General features: G+C 50.1%; 16 protein-coding genes and 4 tRNA genes. 12 read left to right on the top strand and 8 right to left on the bottom strand.

Annotated features, from left to right (window positions below; all coding sequences use genetic code 11):
• Window positions 1-49 precede the first annotated feature (49 nt).
• The 7 genes from dapC to F5I99_RS14805 are packed head-to-tail and all read left to right on the top strand — an operon-like array spanning window position 50 to window position 5,303.
• Entirely contained in the window at window positions 50-1,246 is a 1,197-nt protein-coding gene (gene dapC, locus F5I99_RS14775) for a succinyldiaminopimelate transaminase (protein ID WP_151057301.1), read from the top strand.
• 14 nt (window positions 1,247-1,260) lie between these two features.
• Complete coding sequence (locus F5I99_RS14780; protein WP_151057303.1) at window positions 1,261-1,620, top strand: ArsC family reductase; 360 nt, start codon at window positions 1,261-1,263, stop codon at window positions 1,618-1,620.
• The gene (dapD, locus tag F5I99_RS14785; RefSeq protein ID WP_151057305.1) at window positions 1,613-2,644 is read left to right on the top strand and encodes a 2,3,4,5-tetrahydropyridine-2,6-dicarboxylate N-succinyltransferase; all 1,032 of its coding nucleotides are present in this window, start codon (window positions 1,613-1,615) and stop codon (window positions 2,642-2,644) included. Before F5I99_RS14780 ends, dapD begins: the two co-directional genes overlap by 8 nt.
• A 15-nt stretch (window positions 2,645-2,659) precedes the next feature.
• Window positions 2,660-3,799 carry a succinyl-diaminopimelate desuccinylase gene (dapE, locus tag F5I99_RS14790; RefSeq protein WP_151057307.1) on the top strand — a complete coding sequence of 380 codons (1,140 nt, stop codon included), beginning with the start codon at window positions 2,660-2,662 and terminating at the stop codon, window positions 3,797-3,799.
• Window positions 3,796-4,638, top strand: a complete 843-nt coding sequence (locus F5I99_RS14795) for a putative RNA methyltransferase (RefSeq protein WP_151057309.1) — start codon at window positions 3,796-3,798, stop codon at window positions 4,636-4,638. The genes dapE and F5I99_RS14795 overlap by 4 nt, the downstream gene beginning before the upstream one ends.
• Before the next feature lie 13 nt (window positions 4,639-4,651).
• Window positions 4,652-4,939 carry a hypothetical protein gene (locus F5I99_RS14800; protein WP_151057311.1) on the top strand — a complete coding sequence of 96 codons (288 nt, stop codon included), beginning with the start codon at window positions 4,652-4,654 and terminating at the stop codon, window positions 4,937-4,939.
• On the top strand, window positions 4,923-5,303 hold the full coding sequence (locus F5I99_RS14805; protein ID WP_151057313.1) for a hypothetical protein: 381 nt from the start codon (window positions 4,923-4,925) through the stop codon (window positions 5,301-5,303). Before F5I99_RS14800 ends, F5I99_RS14805 begins: the two co-directional genes overlap by 17 nt.
• A 10-nt stretch (window positions 5,304-5,313) precedes the next feature.
• Here F5I99_RS14805 and F5I99_RS14810 read toward each other — a convergent pair whose 3' ends face one another.
• The gene (locus F5I99_RS14810) at window positions 5,314-5,760 is read right to left on the bottom strand and encodes a hypothetical protein (protein WP_151057315.1); all 447 of its coding nucleotides are present in this window, start codon (window positions 5,758-5,760) and stop codon (window positions 5,314-5,316) included.
• A 207-nt stretch (window positions 5,761-5,967) separates the two neighbouring features.
• Between F5I99_RS14810 and F5I99_RS14815 the strand changes: the two genes are divergently transcribed.
• The 3 genes from F5I99_RS14815 to greB are packed head-to-tail and all read left to right on the top strand — an operon-like array spanning window position 5,968 to window position 8,055.
• Entirely contained in the window at window positions 5,968-6,438 is a 471-nt protein-coding gene (locus F5I99_RS14815; protein ID WP_151057317.1) for a hypothetical protein, read from the top strand.
• The gene (locus F5I99_RS14820) at window positions 6,435-7,544 is read left to right on the top strand and encodes a GGDEF domain-containing protein (protein WP_151057319.1); all 1,110 of its coding nucleotides are present in this window, start codon (window positions 6,435-6,437) and stop codon (window positions 7,542-7,544) included. The genes F5I99_RS14815 and F5I99_RS14820 overlap by 4 nt, the downstream gene beginning before the upstream one ends.
• Window positions 7,545-7,563: 19 nt before the next feature.
• Window positions 7,564-8,055 carry a transcription elongation factor GreB gene (greB, locus tag F5I99_RS14825; protein WP_151057321.1) on the top strand — a complete coding sequence of 164 codons (492 nt, stop codon included), beginning with the start codon at window positions 7,564-7,566 and terminating at the stop codon, window positions 8,053-8,055.
• 74 nt (window positions 8,056-8,129) lie between these two features.
• On the opposite strand, the gene F5I99_RS14830 is transcribed toward greB, so the two are convergent.
• From F5I99_RS14830 to F5I99_RS14855, 6 genes are all read right to left on the bottom strand, one after another.
• Window positions 8,130-8,205, bottom strand: a tRNA-Lys gene (locus F5I99_RS14830).
• 18 nt (window positions 8,206-8,223) lie between these two features.
• Window positions 8,224-8,299 (bottom strand) — tRNA-Lys (locus F5I99_RS14835).
• Window positions 8,300-8,319: 20 nt separating this feature from the next.
• A tRNA-Asn gene (locus F5I99_RS14840) sits at window positions 8,320-8,395 on the bottom strand.
• A 27-nt stretch (window positions 8,396-8,422) separates the two neighbouring features.
• Window positions 8,423-8,510 (bottom strand) — tRNA-Ser (locus F5I99_RS14845).
• Window positions 8,511-8,549: 39 nt separating this feature from the next.
• Complete coding sequence (locus tag F5I99_RS19895; protein ID WP_151057323.1) at window positions 8,550-11,333, bottom strand: bifunctional diguanylate cyclase/phosphodiesterase; 2,784 nt, start codon at window positions 11,331-11,333, stop codon at window positions 8,550-8,552.
• 193 nt (window positions 11,334-11,526) lie between these two features.
• Window positions 11,527-12,582, bottom strand: a complete 1,056-nt coding sequence (locus F5I99_RS14855) for an AraC family transcriptional regulator (RefSeq protein WP_225307431.1) — start codon at window positions 12,580-12,582, stop codon at window positions 11,527-11,529.
• Window positions 12,583-12,809: 227 nt separating this feature from the next.
• Here F5I99_RS14855 and F5I99_RS14860 point away from each other — a divergent pair, with 227 nt between their 5' ends.
• A complete protein-coding gene (locus F5I99_RS14860) occupies window positions 12,810-14,756 on the top strand; it encodes a DUF1302 domain-containing protein (RefSeq protein WP_325062994.1) in 1,947 nt (648 codons plus the stop codon).
• Between the two features lie 20 nt (window positions 14,757-14,776).
• A complete protein-coding gene (locus F5I99_RS14865; protein ID WP_151057328.1) occupies window positions 14,777-16,114 on the top strand; it encodes a DUF1329 domain-containing protein in 1,338 nt (445 codons plus the stop codon).
• 45 nt (window positions 16,115-16,159) lie between these two features.
• Here the strand turns inward: F5I99_RS14865 and F5I99_RS14870 are convergent, their stop codons facing one another.
• Complete coding sequence (locus tag F5I99_RS14870) at window positions 16,160-16,660, bottom strand: NlpC/P60 family protein (RefSeq protein WP_151057330.1); 501 nt, start codon at window positions 16,658-16,660, stop codon at window positions 16,160-16,162.
• Between the last annotated feature and the right edge of the window lie 78 nt (window positions 16,661-16,738).

The following is a 16,738-nucleotide window of genomic DNA, read 5'->3' on the forward strand; positions in this document are numbered from 1 at the left end:
CGGCAGACCCAAACCCTGATGATAGCAGGGGTTAACACAGGACACCCACATGAACAGCAACCTTGATAAGCTGCATCCCTACCCATTTGAAAAGCTCGCTGAGTTAACTCGCGACATTCAACCTGAACCCAGCCTTGAAGCTATTTCACTGGGAATTGGTGAGCCCAAGCATCCGGCACCCGCGCTGGTGATGGATGCCGTACGTAACAATCTTGCCGGTTTATCCAACTATCCGACGACCAAAGGGCTACTCAGTCTGCGCCAGGCCATTGCCGACTGGGCCACACAACGCTTCGGTCTGAAAGCGCAAAGCCTTGATCCTGAGCAGCACATTCTGCCGGTTAATGGCACGCGCGAAGCCATTTTCGCTTTCACCCAGGCGCTGATAAACCCCAGCGCAGAGGCTCTGGTCGTCTCTCCCAACCCCTTTTATCAGATTTATGAAGGGGCTGCGTATCTTGCAGGTGCCAAACCCTGGTACCTCAATTGCACCCGTGAAAATGGTTTTATTCCTGATTACGATGCCGTACCGGCCGCCGTCTGGGAAAACTGTCAGTTATTATTTGTCTGCTCTCCCGGTAACCCAACCGGAGCAGTACACGATGCGGCTACGCTGAAAAAGCTGATTGCCCTGTCCGATCAGTATGATTTTGTACTGGCCAGTGATGAATGCTATTCCGAGATTTATCTGGATGAGGCTCATCCACCCACCGGTCTGCTTGAAGTCTGTGCTGAAATAGGCCGTGATGATTACCGCAACTGTGTGGTATTTCACAGTCTGTCGAAGCGCTCCAACCTGCCCGGCATGCGTTCCGGGTTTATTGCCGGTGATGCCGCACTGATCGGACCTTTCCTGAAATACCGCACCTACCATGGTTGCTCCATGCCGGTTCAGCACCAGGTCGCGTCAACAGCCGCCTGGCAGGATGAAGCCCATGTGATTGATAACCGCAATCTCTATCGCGAAAAATTCACCGCTGTCATCGACATTCTGGCACCGGTAATGGATGTAACACAGCCACCAGCCAGCTTTTATCTCTGGGCACCCACCCCCATTGATGATGAAAGCTTCACCCGTGGCTTACTGCAATCTCAGAACCTGACAGTATTGCCTGGGCGCTACTTATCCAGAGAAGTAGATGGCCTGTTACCGGGAGCCAACTATGTACGTATGGCCCTGGTAGCCACAGTGGACGAGTGTGTTGAAGCGGCAACACGTATTCGCCGTTATGTAGAATCACTCTAAATAGGAAGCGGCTTATGTTGACACTGTATGGCATCAATAACTGCGATACCGTGCGCAAGGCACGCAAGTGGCTTGACGCACACCAGGTTGATTACCACTTTCACGATTTCAGGAAAGATGGATTGACCGCTGAACAGATTAGCCGCTGGACTGACTCTATCGGCATAGACAAGCTGCTGAATAAGCGAGGCACTACCTGGCGCCAACTGCCTGAAGAGCGCAAGGAGGGCTTAGACACCCTTGGTCTGCAGGCGCTGCTGCTGGAGCACCCGGCACTGATCAAACGCCCACTACTGGAAGGCGATAAGCTTTGCCATGTCGGCTTTAACGAAACTGAATATAGCGCATTAATGAACGGAGTAACCCATGAGTAATTTTGCATTTGGTTTAGGTGTCGGCACTAAGTCGGCCGCAGGACAATGGCTGGAAGTCTACTACTACGCCCCTCTGGTGGATGCTGCCGACACATTGGTTGAGGCGATAGCCGACAAGGTTGGCTACCAGGGTGGCAACCAGGCGATCGAGATCAGCGCCGAGCAGCTCAAAGCACTGGAAGTGGCCTTTCTGTCTATTGATGCAGAAGATCAGGCCGAGTTGACTGAAATTCTGGAAGGTACACGCCAGCCATTGGTGCTGTGTATTCTGGAAACAGACAGCAAACCGGAAACGACTGCCGAGGTCTACCTGAAACTCAGCCTGCTATCGCAGCGACTGGCCAGACCACACAGTCTGGATCTAACCGGCATGTTCGGTCTGCTACCCAATGTCGCCTGGACCTCAGAAGGGGCCATTGCCCAGAATGAACTGGCAAAACGGCAACTGTCTGCCCGCGCTCAGGGTCGCATTCTGGAAGTCTACAGTGTCGACAAATTCCCGAAAATGGCCAACTATGCCGTTCCTGAAGGTATACGTATCGGTGATGCCGCGCGTATCCGTCTGGGTGCTTACGTCGGCGAAGGCACCACAGTGATGCATGAAGGTTTCATCAATTTCAATGCCGGCACCCTGGGTGTCAGTATGGTTGAAGGCCGGATTTCAGCCGGTGTAGTAGTCGGTAACGGCTCAGACCTGGGAGGTGGCTGCTCAACCATGGGCACCTTGTCCGGGGGTAACAACCTGGTGATTTCCGTGGGTGAGAACTGTTTGATCGGTGCTAACGCCGGTTTGGGTCTGCCTCTGGGTGATCGTTGTACTGTCGAAGCGGGCCTGTATGTTACCGGCAGCTCCAAAGTAACCCTGCTGGATGATACCAACCAAACGGTTGCTGTGGTCAAAGCTGCCGAGCTGGCAGGTAAGCCTGATCTACTATTCCGCCGCAACTCACAAACCGGGCAGATTGAAGTAAAAACCAACCAGTCAGCCATTGAACTCAACGCTGAACTACACAAGCATAACTGATAACAGGCCAACCCTATGTCACACGGATCTGCCACGTTAACCCTGGCCAAAGAGCTGATCAGCCGACCGTCAGTCACACCGGATGATGCTGGCTGTCAGGCGTATTTGATCAGTCGTCTTGAGGCCTTGGGATTCACCATTGAATCCATGCCTTTTGCAGAGGTTACCAACCTCTGGGCGCGCCGTGGCACCGATGGACCGCTGTTTTGTTTTGCCGGTCATACCGATGTAGTCCCTTCAGGGCCTGCAGAAAAATGGCGCTTCCCGCCTTTCGAGCCCACTGAGTCGGAGGGCTACCTCTGGGGCCGGGGTGCCGCCGATATGAAAGGTGGCATTGCTGCCTTCATTACCGCGCTGGAACGTTTTATAGCCAGCTACCCTGACCATCAAGGGTCCATCGCTCTGCTGATCACCAGTGATGAGGAAGGTCCCTTCATCAATGGCACCACCCGGGTAATTGATACGCTTGAAGCGCGTCAGGAAAAAATCACCTGGTGTGTGGTTGGTGAGCCTTCCAGCTCACAACGGGTGGGTGATGTTATCAAAAATGGACGCCGGGGCTCTATCAGTGGCAGCCTGACTGTAAAAGGGGTTCAAGGCCATGTCGCTTACCCGCACCTGGTTCGCAATCCGGTGCACCTGGCCGCACCGGCGCTGGCAGAGCTATCGCAACTGGTCTGGGATGAAGGCAATGAGTTTTTTCCTCCTACCAGTTTTCAAATCTCCAATATTCATGCAGGTACCGGCGCTACCAACGTGGTACCAGGTGAACTGGAGGTGGCTTTCAACCTGCGCTTTTCCACCGAAATCACGGCCGATGCCATTAAAGCGCGCATTGCTGAGCTGCTGGATCGACATCAGCTGGATTGGCAGATTGACTGGACACTTTCAGGTCACCCTTTCCTGACACCAGCGGGCAGTCTGGTAGATGCCAGCCGTGCTGCCATACATCAGATCACCGGACTGGAGAGTGAGCTTTCCACCGCTGGCGGTACATCAGATGGCCGATTCATTGCACCCACGGGTGCCCAGGTAGTAGAGCTCGGCCCGGTGAATGCCACTATTCATCAAATCGATGAGCGCGTCAGCATTGACGATCTGGACGCCCTGTCAGCCATCTATGAACAGATTATGATCCGGCTATTAACCGCATGATCTCGGTATTACGCTGCCCGGTCTGTAGTGATCCGCTGCAACCGGGTGCTGATAATAAACAACTGCGTTGTATTAACGGACACAGTTTTGACCGTGCTCGTCAGGGTTATTGGAACCTGTTGTTACCGCAGCGCAAGCGCTCCAAAGCGCCAGGTGACAATGAAGCCATGGTACAAGCACGCCAGCGTTTTCTGGATCAACACCACTATCAGCCCATTGCCGATGCAGTATGTGCAATAGGATTGCACGCAACTGATTCTGTGGATAACCCGGTTATCTTGGATCTGGGTTGTGGTGAGGGCTACTACACCGATCACCTGTGTCATAGCTTTGTCCGGGCTGAGCGACATGCCAGTTTGATTGGTCTGGATATCTCCAAAGCGGCCATTCGCCAGGCGTGTAAGCGTGACAAACGTATCACCTGGCTAGTTGCCACGGGGGCTGATATTCCGTTGCAGCCTGACTCAGTGGATCTGGCCACGTTGATTTTTGCCCGACTTTTGCCCGAACCCACGGCACAAGTCTTAAATAAAAATGGTTTGTTTCTGGTGGTCTGGCCTGGCCCGGATCATCTGCGGGAATTACGCGAGCTGATCTACACGGATGTACGTGACTCTGACCTGAACCCTGATGCACAACTGCACGAGCTATTTGAACCACTCAGCATGGAAACCTTGCGTTTTCGTTTTCAGATCAGCGATACTGCCCAGCTAGCTGATTTATTAGTGATGACGCCCCATGGACAACGCCTGAACCAGGAGCGCCGTGAGGCTCTGCTGAAAATCGAGCAACTGGACATTCAGGCGGATATACGTCTGAGCCTGTATAAAAAACGGTGACCCCGTTCAAACCATGAAGCCATCTATGCACCCATTGCGCCAGTACCTGCGCAAACGCGCTGATCAGCCACGTGAAAACTTTATGCTGCTATTAAGCGGATTTGGTATATTCATGCTGGGGCTGCTGACTATAGGTATAGCCCAGTTTCTGTTACCCGGCTCGTTAATGGCTGAATTAGTGGCATTATTTGGTTTAGTGTTACTCGGCGGTGGTATTATCCTTGCTGCCATTGGCTATCTCAGCCTGAGTGTATTACGAATATTGCGTTTTCTGGACTCTGATAATGACAAACCATCCTGATATTGAAATTTACATAAAAAACTGCAAATTGGATGAGGTAATCCAGTGGTTATCTGAACGCCTCGACAGTGTTAAAGCAACCGGCAGCAAAGGGATGTTGCATCAATTCAGCGCCAGCTATCAGGGCCATAAGTTTGCTATTGCCGTGCATGAAAAAGCATTAGGCAAGGCTTGGATCAGTGTCTGGTTCCAATCCAATACCACGCCCTGGAAAGTGGATCTGGACTGCGCACGCGAAGCTTCAGCCGTGCTTAAAGCACAGGTACGGTGTATCGCTTCAGGCTGGCAGGAAGGTGATGATCCGGATGAGTGGTGGAAAGTTGAGGAAGGCCAAGAAGTTAAAATGCAATGGGTTACAGATTGAGTCTTGTGATTCAGGCTACCGCCTGAAAACCGTCTTTGGCGGCACTAATCTGCTCCAGCATATGCCCACCTAATGAAGCCAGAGATAGTTGCGCAAAGCGATCATTTCTAATCGGGCTATTTAACGGCATCAAGGTTTTAACATTCAGATGGCTGACTAAATAAGCAAACTCACCTGTCTCCTGAGCGGTGACGGCATGATTCAAACGCCCAACAAGATCCCGGTCAAACAGGCTATCCGGCTCTGGGTAAACCGTCTTACCCGGCAATTGAAAGTTACCGTCTGCCGCCGCTGTTGCTCTGGCCTCTGAAGAATAGCGCTCGTTACTGGAAGCAATCAGACTCAACAGCATACCAAACTGTGCGCTATTGGGTGAGCGCACAGCTTGGGGAAGGTTCGCTGTATAACCTTCTACCCGATTAAGAAAAACCTCATTTGTTATCCGCTCATTCGACATGCGTGTCTCCATTGCAATACATCTGATATCGGCAAGAAAGCTCATTACTTTAACACCGATATCAACAACAGACTCAATGAAGCAGAGTCTGTTTTATGGCCCACTATCTGCTAGAATAATTGCCAATTCATTATTATTCATACCCAGTTTGAACCTGAACAATAACTATAATAAAGGTACATGCACAGGATGCGGAGCGACTTAGCCATGCACTTCAGTAAGCACTTGATTTTTTTGCTACTGGTTATCTGCTGCTCCGGTTTACTTGCTGATGAGTCTACTGTGACACTGAAAACACCATCAGGTGAAATGCAGATCAGCTTAAATGAGCTGCGTGAGATGGCGGGTAGTGAATTGGAAATTTATGACCCATTTCAGCGAGCAAACGTCCCTGTCCGCGGGGTCGACCTGATCGCCTTTATTGAACACTTTGCCGCTGATCATCGTCAGGCCAGTGCCGTCAGTTTCATTGCTATGGATGACTATAAAGTACAAATTTCGCAGTGGGACTCCGGCAATTGGCTACTCGTCACGCACGAAAATGGGCATGAACTGCGCCTACGGGACCATGGCCCGATTAAGTTGATTGAAAAAAATCTCGGCAACCGCAATCCGACAAACCTACGTAATTTTAATGACTGGGTATGGATGGTCAAAACAATTGAGGTTCTGCAGTGATAGGAAATCTGCTGCGCTCGCGTACTCGCTGGCTTTGGCTCAGCCTGTTAAGTTTCAGTATTATACTGGCCTGGATCACTTACGAGACCCGCTGGTTTTACCCGGAAATGCGACGTTACTTTGGTGACTCAGGCACTCTGATGGGACAGCAACTTGCCAGTCGTAGCCGGCACCATTTACAAGCGGCTCTATCAGACCTCGCCATCACGAAAGACACAGCTGATGCTCTTGCCAATGCAAAGTCCAATCTGGACATAGCATGGGGATTTATCAATATCGCCGTGTATAAAGAACACTACCCCTGCACCAGCCCGAGCCTTGATAGACTGGACCGGTTTATTGCGCGAATTGACACTACATCACCGCCAACAGCGCAAGAGTCTCTACTTGAATTACTTCCTGTATTACAGTGCGCTACGGAGATAGAACAAGGCCAATGGGATACCCGCTCAGCGGTTGCCATGGAAGTTGCCGAACGTATCAACTTCCATCAGCGCATGCTGCTTGGTGGTGCCGCTATACTTTATTTAATGGGTATTGGCTTTTGGTGGCTGCATGAGCAACAGCGTATGGCCTTTAACCAGAATTTACGTGACAAACTGCGTTGGAAAAAACAAGCCTTACATGATCCGTTAACCGGAGCATTGAACCGTCGGGCACTGGATGCCGACCTGAACCTGCATTTTGAGCGTATGGCCTCGGAAGATTACAGCTTTGTCATGCTGATGTGTGATATCGATTATTTCAAGCCCTATAACGATACTCTAGGCCATGCCGAGGGTGATAAAGCACTGCAACGCGTTGTCACGGCCATCAAAGAAGTACTTCGCCAGGAGGATCGCATCTACCGATACGGCGGAGAGGAGCTGGCAGTGCTACTGACGGGCACAACCAGTGACGAAGGGGTGGAGGTAGCCTTTCGTGCATTAGAAGCCGTAGAGCAGCTGCATATCGCCAACCCGGGCAGTCCTTCAACCTACCTGACCATCAGCATAGGTATCAGCTGCGCCAACGCAGGCACACGCAATGCTGATGCACTGATTCGTGATGCCGATAAAAAGCTTTATCAGGCTAAACATAACGGTCGTAACTGCCTGGCCACCTGACACTTACCGGATATACCAGATGAGAAGTCAACTGATCACCCGCACGGGCTATCTGAAATTGAAGCAGGAGCTAGATCTGCTATGGCGTGAAGAACGCCCGGAAGTTACCCGCAAGGTAACCTGGGCAGCAAGCCTGGGTGATCGTTCCGAAAATGCCGACTATCAGTACAACAAAAAACGCCTGCGAGAGATAGACCGCCGCGTACGCTATCTGTTGAAAACATTGGAGCAGATTCGTATTGTCGACTATGCACCCGAGCAGGAGGGAAAGGTTTTCTTTGGTGCCTGGGTCACTATAGAGAATGATTCTGGTGAAACTCGCCAATTTCGTATTGTCGGTTATGACGAGATTTTCGAGCGCAAGGATTATATTTCTATCGACTCACCCATGGCCCGCGCCTTACTGAAAAAGTCTGTTGACGACGAAGCCACCGTGGAAACACCCGCTGGTAGCAGTTGCTGGTATATTAATGAGATTCGCTACGAACTGGATGCTGAACCGCTGGAATAAAAAACCACGTCGAACCAAATACAAACCGCCTATCGCTGTTTTTTATAACGTTCGGATAAGCAAGGAAAAGGAAATGGTGGGTCGTATAGGATTCGAACCTATGACCAATTGGTTAAAAGCCAACTGCTCTACCAACTGAGCTAACGACCCAACTGCGGCAGGTATGAGTGGTGGGTCGTACAGGATTCGAACCTGTGACCAATTGGTTAAAAGCCAACTGCTCTACCAACTGAGCTAACGACCCGCTCATTTGCCTGGGTTATATGGCTCCCCGAGCTGGACTCGAACCAGCGACCAATAGATTAACAGTCTACTGCTCTACCAACTGAGCTATCAGGGAACAACCCTTGCATTTTCATTCATCCTTTGGCGGAGGGACAGGGATTCGAACCCTGGGAGCCTCTCGACTCGTCGGTTTTCAAGACCGGTGCTTTCGACCACTCAGCCATCCCTCCAAAGGATGGGCGCAGATTCTACCGTCTCGGCAAATTATGTCAACACTTAATTTGATCTACCGACATAGGACGGGCGAAAAAATACCCCTGAGCGATGTCACAACCTTGAGATTTGAGGAACTTGAGCTGCTCCTGGGTCTCTACTCCCTCGGCTATCAGGCCTATACCAAGACTCTGCGCCATATTGATAATGGCACAGATAATCGCCTGATCATCCTGATCTGTTTCTATGTCAGCAACAAAGGTCCGGTCGATCTTTAAAAAGTCGATTGGCAAGCGTTTCAGATAGCTGAGTGATGAGTAGCCGGTACCAAAATCATCAATAGCCACCCGGATACCCAGCTTGCGCAGCTCAGAAAGCTGCACCACGGCTTGTTCCATATCTCTGATCAGTGCACCCTCGGTAATCTCAACGCACAACTGAGAGGGCCTCAGGCCCTCCTGATCGATACACTGACGTATCAATGTCAACCAGCGATCACCACCAAACTGTCTTGGCGAAATATTGACGCCAATCTGCATTTTGTCATTCAGTAGCGGCAACAGATCCCGACAGGCTTGCAACATCATCCAACTGGTCAGATCAGCAATAATGTCAGACTCTTCGGCCACAGGAATAAACTCAGACGGTGATATAGGTCCAAGCTCTTCACTGTGCCAGCGCATCAGCACTTCATATCCAAAAATTTCTCGTGTTTCCAGATGTATTTCCGGCTGATAAACCAGGCTCATTTCATTGCGGCTCAGCGCATGACGCAGACCATGTTTGATCTGCATCAACCGGTGGTTGCGCTGATCCAGATCTACATCAAAAAAGGCATAACAACCCCGCCCCAACGCTTTAGCATGGTACATGGCGGCATCGGCATGTCGCATAAGTTGATCTAAGTTCTCACCGTCACGAGGATAACTTACCACCCCAACGCTACAGCCAATACTGACTTCAACATCATCCAGTTGGAAAGGTCTACTCAGTGTATCAATAAGGTTTTCAGCAATACTGGCCAGAGCAATATCATTCTCTACCGGTGAGATCAGCAACGTAAACTCATCTCCACCCAGACGACTGACAATATCACTGTCTCGAACCTGCCCCAGAATGCGATCAGCTACCTGCTTCAGCAAAGCATCACCTGCATCATGTCCGAAGGAATCGTTTACTTCCTTGAATAAATCAAGATCAACAAACAACAGTGCAAATGTTTCATTATAGCGACGCGCTCTGGCCAGATATTCATGCACTTTTTCTTTGAAAGCCAAGCGATTGAACAACCCGGTAAGCGAGTCACGGTAAGCCAGCTTACGTAATTTAGTACGTGCCTGATACTCTTCAGATACATCCTGAAAGATACCAAAATAACCCGTTGGCACGTCACGCCGATCACGAATACTGCTGATAGATAAACGGACTGGATAAGCCGTACCATCCGGACGCTTATTCCACAACTCGCCTTTCCAGCTACCCTCACTCTTAACCTGATTCCACATCGCTTGATAAAAATAGCTGTCATGCAGATCAGATTTCAGCAAGGCCGGATCCTGACCCAGAACAGACTCTCGAGAGTAACCGGATATACGTTCAAATGATGCATTCACATCGATCACACGATTGGCATCATCGGTAATCATAACGCCCTCGGCCGCATGTTCAAAAATGCGCCGTGACACGCCCAGCATATACTCATTTTGCTCTTGCTCGGTGACATTGGTTGCTACTGAGCAGATCGCTTCAGGCTGCCCCAGATCATCAAACAAGGGAAACTTCACCATAAACCAGCTGTTCATCTTCCCATCAACCGGAAAGCTACACTCAAACTGCAAGGGTTTTCGACTGCGGATCACCTCTTCATCATAGCGCTGAATTTCACTAGCATAGGGCTCATCCAGTAGATCAAATACCTGTTTACCCTGAGAATCCTCACCAAAATAACTGTAGAAGCGTTTATTCCCTAGTGTGTAAACACCCTGCAGGTTTTTGATATACACCATAGAAGGAATATGGCGCAAAATGCTATCCATCTGTGCGTGGGTGCGCATTAATTCATCACGACTGCTACGCAATGACTCCAGCATATGATTGAGGGCGGCCGCAATCACGCCCAGCTCATCACGCCCCTTCAACGCCACCTGCGTCTCCAGCTCACCTTGGCGAATTTTATCTACGGCGTCAGTAATCAGCGCCAGCCGTCGACCAATAAACCATTCCGACCAGATCCAGAGTAAAACAGCCAAAGCACCAATCGCAAAAGACACCCAGATAAATACAGCTTCCAGACGATACCAGCCCTGCTGTGCAGACTGATCCAGATCCAGTTCCAGCAATATAATTCCAACTTCAACCTCCTGCGCTCCGGCACCATCACTGGAAAGCAACTGCAAAGGGACCAGACCATACAAGCTATGTTCATTACCTGCTCTCAACTGCATTTCAGGTTGCTGTACCTCCATTACTTTGAACGGCAAGCGACGATCAAAATGTAACGGCACCTGATCGAGATGCTGCCCGGTATAATTCGGATTTTCTGACGCCAGAATATGCAGTGACGAATCCATAACCAGTAAATGTTTTACTTCAGCGTGAGACCCGGTCGAAGTAACCTCACGCCGAATACCTTCGAGGTCACCCCGAGCCAGCAGATACTCGAAACTGCCCTGGAGTCGATTCAGGGTATGTATCAAATTAGATTCAGCGGCCTGATAAAACAGCTGGGTAACAAAAGGCTTGAGCAGCAGATGCGACCCTAGCATCAACAGGATGGCAAACCCAAGAATCAACAATGGAATAGAACGGCGCAATGAGAAAACCGGAATACGTCTAATCATGGCAGAAACCTGTCGATTAGATTTGCCTGTGCCGCTACCTGATTATCTGACAGAACCTTATTCTTAACACACCCTCTCAGGAGCAACAACAGCAGTAATACACAGCCCCGCTTGATCAACTTCATTCCCACGCCCTGTAACACTTGTAAAATATAGTGATATATTATCCTGCCTCACTTTCAAAAACGATGTCTCAGCTATAACGTTCAGTATAGTACTCACTGCGCCGGTATTCTCCCGGGGTCATGCCGGTCCATTTTTTGAAAGAACGAAAAAATGCAGACGGCTCGTCAAAGCCCATGAGTCCTGCCACATCATTGATCGATAACTGGGGTGCGTTCATGTAGTTGATTGCCGCAGCACGACGTTCTTCATCCTTGATTTTCTGATAAGACGTGCCCTCTTCCAGCAATCGTCGACGCAGGGTTGAAACTGACATGTGCAACGCACGCGCAACTTCTTCCGCAGAAGGTAACTCCCGACTAAAATCCTTGCCCAGCATCGAAATCACTCGCGCTTTCAGACTCTTGTCATCATCCACCATCACGATCAGCTGATAGGGAGCCGTCTTCAGAAAACCACGCAGGGTTTCTTCATTCTGAGCCAAAGGAAGATCCAGGTATTTGGCTGGAAAAACAATGGCGTCTTCATGCTGACTGAACTTCACTTCGGACTGAAACAGTTTGACGTACTGATCTGCATCTCCGGGGTCTGTAAAGGTAAAATAAGCCGCCTTTAGCTCCAGACGGCGGCCGATCAACCAACTCATAAAGTGGTGCCACATAGACAGAGACGTACGTATCTGCAAGGGCGACTCCTTACCCATTAGCGAACGAAAATCAGCTTCACTTAAACTCTCGATCGGCGCAAAAGACACTTTGGCATATCGCCCCCGACGCACCAAAACAGGTTTAATCATTGAGCCACGGCAAATTTCGTAAAAGTCGCTGCAGCGTCGTAACGCGCGCTCCAGCGTAGAACAATGGATAATGGCGTGACACATCATACGGAAGGTACCGTTAGGAACCCGACCTCCGCTGAGCATGCCAAAAGACTCATCCTGAGCAATCCACATAATCTGCTGGTATAACAATCCGAACTTAAAAGCCGGCAGCTCATTAAGCTGCTCCATCTCCTCTCGGCTGATATCGACATGCGTCAGCAGATCATTGGTATTAAAGCCTTGCAGCTCTGCCATCGCCAGTAGGTGGCGTACATAGCCGGTCGGTACTGTAATCGTTTTCTCCACCTTACCCTCCTGGTCATCAAAAAATATCAATTATGTGATCCAGCGCACAAAAATGTCAGCCTGATTGAGCTCTAATGTCATTGTTCACAATACAGCTATGCATAAGACTGGTATCTATTGCAAATTCGGCCATTGCTCTGGCATAAGTTGGATTGAATCCTCTTTGCAGCAGCATAGCCTAACAATAAACCTCAGTAAGACAATAATAACAAGGTGGAATGAACGAAATGGCAACTAAAATACTGCGCCGTAAAGGTCAGCGGGCGCTGCAACGCCCTGGCTTCCGTCCCGCTCTGCTCGCTTGCTTGCTAGCCTCCGGCTTTACCGCACAAACACAAGCGCTTGAATTTCAGTTAGGTGAAATTGAAGGCCGCTTCGATTCCAATATTTCCATCGGCACTAGTATTCGCATGGATGATCCCAACCCAAGCCTGATCTCACAGCCAAACGCTGGCACCAGCATGGGTTCCGGAAGCTATGATGATGGTACGCAAAACTTTAAACAGGGCAGCCCCTTCTCGACAGTACTCAAAGGTGTGCATGATCTGGAGTTACGCTATGAAAACCTAGGCTTCTTCGGACGGGGTAAATATTGGTATGACTACGAATTGGAGAAAGGATCGCGTGGCCATGGGCACATCCCCAATGGTTACACCCCAAACTCACGACTTAATGACGAGGGCTTTAATGATTTTGCCCAGTTTTCAGGTGTAGAAATACTTGATGCTTATTTCTTCGGTGGTTTTGATCTGGGCAACATGCCACTCGATATACGTGTTGGTCGCCAGGCGATCAACTGGGGCGAAAGCACTTTTATCCAGGGTGGTATCAATTCATTTAACCCGGTCGACGTAACGGCTTTCCGTCGACCGGGTGCCGAGATCAAAGAGGGCTTACTCCCCTTTGGCAGTGCTTTTGCTTCACTCGGTTTAACCGACAACCTCAGTGTTGAAGGCTTCTACCAGTACGAATGGGAACCCACTGTTGTCGATGGCTGTGGCACCTATTTTTCCAGCAATGACTTCACCCCTGAGGGCTGTGATGGAATTCGCGTATACTCTCAGCTTGGCCAACCGCTAATTGACCTGACAGTCGGAGATCAGGAATATTTCAATTTAGCATCCAGTGGCCAATGGGCCCTGAACGGTATTGATCCTGTTGTAAGACGTAACGTTGATGGTCGCCGTGAAGGCAGTGATGATGACCAGTTCGGACTGGGCTTTCGATACTTTGCTGAAAATCTGAATAATACTGAATTCGGGCTATATTTTGCGCGTTACAACAGTCGCCTGCCGATGATCAGTGGCATTAACTCTGCACGTGCCCCTGGGTCTGTTAATGTATTTATTCCTGGCGTCGGTTCCATCGATGCTGCCACAGCATCAGCGCTTGTAACCGGCGGCCTGCTTCCCCCTGAAACCATGGCGCTATTTCCTTTGATTGCGGCTTTTGATTCTGAATATTTTGTCGAATACCCAGACTCCATAAAAATGGTAGGTCTGAGCTTTAGCACCAACTTGGGCGACATAGCCTGGTCAGGTGAAATCAGTCACAAGCAAGACATGCCAATCCAAGTAAACGGACCTCTATTAGTCGGAGCCATCCTACGCCAAAATATCGGGGGCGTGGGTAATGCAGGGGCCGATCAACTAGTTCAACAAGCCGGGGCTGGCGGCACGATCCGTGGCTATGGCACGTTCGACGTTACTCAGGCTCAAACCACCTTCATCAAGTTTTTTGATAATGTAATGGGAGCCAGCCGTTTAACTACAATTGCTGAACTTGGCTGGACACATGTACACGGTCTGGATGAGAGTGCCAATGCATTAAAATATGGTCGTTCAGGTATTTATGGCTACGAAGCGGGTGACACTGATGGTTTCGTGACTCGCAACTCCTACGGCTACGTTCTGCGTGGCACATTAGAATACCCTAACGCGTTTGCCGGTGTGACCCTGAGACCCGAGCTAAACTTCCGCCATGGTGTCAAAGGCAATGGTCCTGAGCCTGGTGCTGCGTTCCGCGAAGATGAAAAAGCGATCAGTCTGGGCATTACCGCCGACTATATGAACCGCTACCGCGTCGGGGCATCTTATACCAGCTTCTTTGGCGGCTCCTTTAATGCTGAAAAAGACCGGGACTATCTATCACTTAATGCCTCTATCGCCTTTTAAATAGCTGCAGGAGAAGAATAATGATACAGCTAAACCTTCCAAAGAAACTGCTTTGCAGTGCGCTGCTTCTGTCCCTGAGCAGTGCCATTTATGCCAGTCCTGAACGACTGGAGCAGGACCTGACTCCCATGGGAGCTGAACGAGCTGGCAATGCGGCAGGTACTATTCCGGCCTGGGACGGTGGCATAGCCCCTAGTGATGACCGCTATGCAAACCCGTTTGCTGATGAGCAACCCCTGTTTGTGATTACTGCTGACAACTATACAGACTACCAGGACCAGCTTTCTGAAGGCCAGATAGCTCTGTTTCAACGCTATCCTGATAGCTTCAAGATACCCGTCTATCCAACCCACCGCACAGCGGCATTACCGGATAGCATCTATGCAGCAGCTAAACGCAATCTGGACAATGCCAGACTGACTGCCGATGGTAACGGTTTAGAAGGTTTCACTGAGGCGCTGGCCTTTCCGATTCCCGAGAATGGTCTACAGGTCATCTGGAACCACATGACCCGCTACCGGGGTGGCGCGCTGGAACGTACCTTTGTACAGGTTCCGGTACAAACCAATGGCAGTTTCACTCCGGTACGCATCAACGAAAAACTCTCTTGGCCCAGCTATCTGAAAGACCAGGGCGAAGGCGAGCGCCATGACAATATTCTGTTCTTTTTTGTCCAGGAGGTCACGGCACCTGCTCGACTGACCGGCAACATTCTTCTGGTACATGAAACCATGAACCAGATTACCCAACCGCGTCAGGCCTGGACCTACAATTCAGGGCAACGTCGGGTACGCCTGGCACCCAACATCGCTTATGATGCACCCGGCACAGCAACCGATGGCCAACGCACCACGGACAACCTGGATATGTTCAATGGCGCACCGGACCGTTACGACTGGAATCTGGTCGGCAAGCAGGAGCTGTATATTCCTTATAACAGCTGGAAGCTCGCAGACCGCAACCTGTCATACGATGATCTGCTCAGTGCAGGACACCTGAACCCGGATCATACCCGCTATGAGCTGCATCGGGTCTGGAAGCTCGAAGCCACACTGAAAGAAGGTCAACGTCATGTGTATGGCAAACGCACCTTCTACATTGATGAAGACACCTGGCAGATCGCTACTGTGGACCATTATGACGGACGCGGGGAACTCTGGCGTGTCGGTGAAATGCACCAATTCCAGTACCGTGATGTACAGGTTCCCTGGTCAGTAGCGGAAACCTTCTACGACCTGCAATCTGGGCGTTATCTAGTAGGCGGTCTGACTAATGAAGAGGGTATAGGCTATGATTTCAGCCAGCGCTTTGACTACAGCGACTTCACCCCTCAGGCGATCCGTCGCATGGGTCGCTAAACGCTAGACTTCAACGTTTAACTTAGCCCACCCAGGTGGGCTTTTTTATGAGCTGGCGATCTGAAGAGCCTCAACCGGACGACGCGCTGTCCAAAAGTTACGTTTCCAGTAAGGGTTATCAAGTTTGGAGATCATTACACCGCGACTGGTAGAAGCATGTAAAAACTCACCTGCACCCAGATAAATCCCAACATGCTGGTTACGTCCGGTTCGAAAAAATACTAAATCCAGAGGCTGTAGAGCCTGGCGTGTGACAACGTCACCCACAGCAACTTGCTCACTGGTAGTGCGAGGTAACTGCACGTCAAAGGCATCGGTAAAGATGCTCTGCACCAGCGCAGAACAATCGATACCCTGCCTATCATCTCCACCCAGTCGATAAGGGGTGCCAGCCCAGGCTTGATACTGCTGCTCGAGCACCAGGCGGATATCTCCCTGCATCCCCACTATTTCGGGAGCTGACGTCAATGGCTGGCTGACTTGCCGCCCTGTAGAAAAACAACCTGTCAGCAGCAATAGTAAAGTCAGAAGTAATATATTACGCATAAATATAAGATTAGTATGAGAATAATGCGCTAAAATAACTGAAAACCCCGATACCAACAAGTGAATTATATTATTCAA

It is taken from the genome of Nitrincola iocasae (assembly GCF_008727795.1).
GTDB classification, from domain to species: Bacteria; Pseudomonadota; Gammaproteobacteria; order Pseudomonadales; family Balneatricaceae; genus Nitrincola; species Nitrincola iocasae.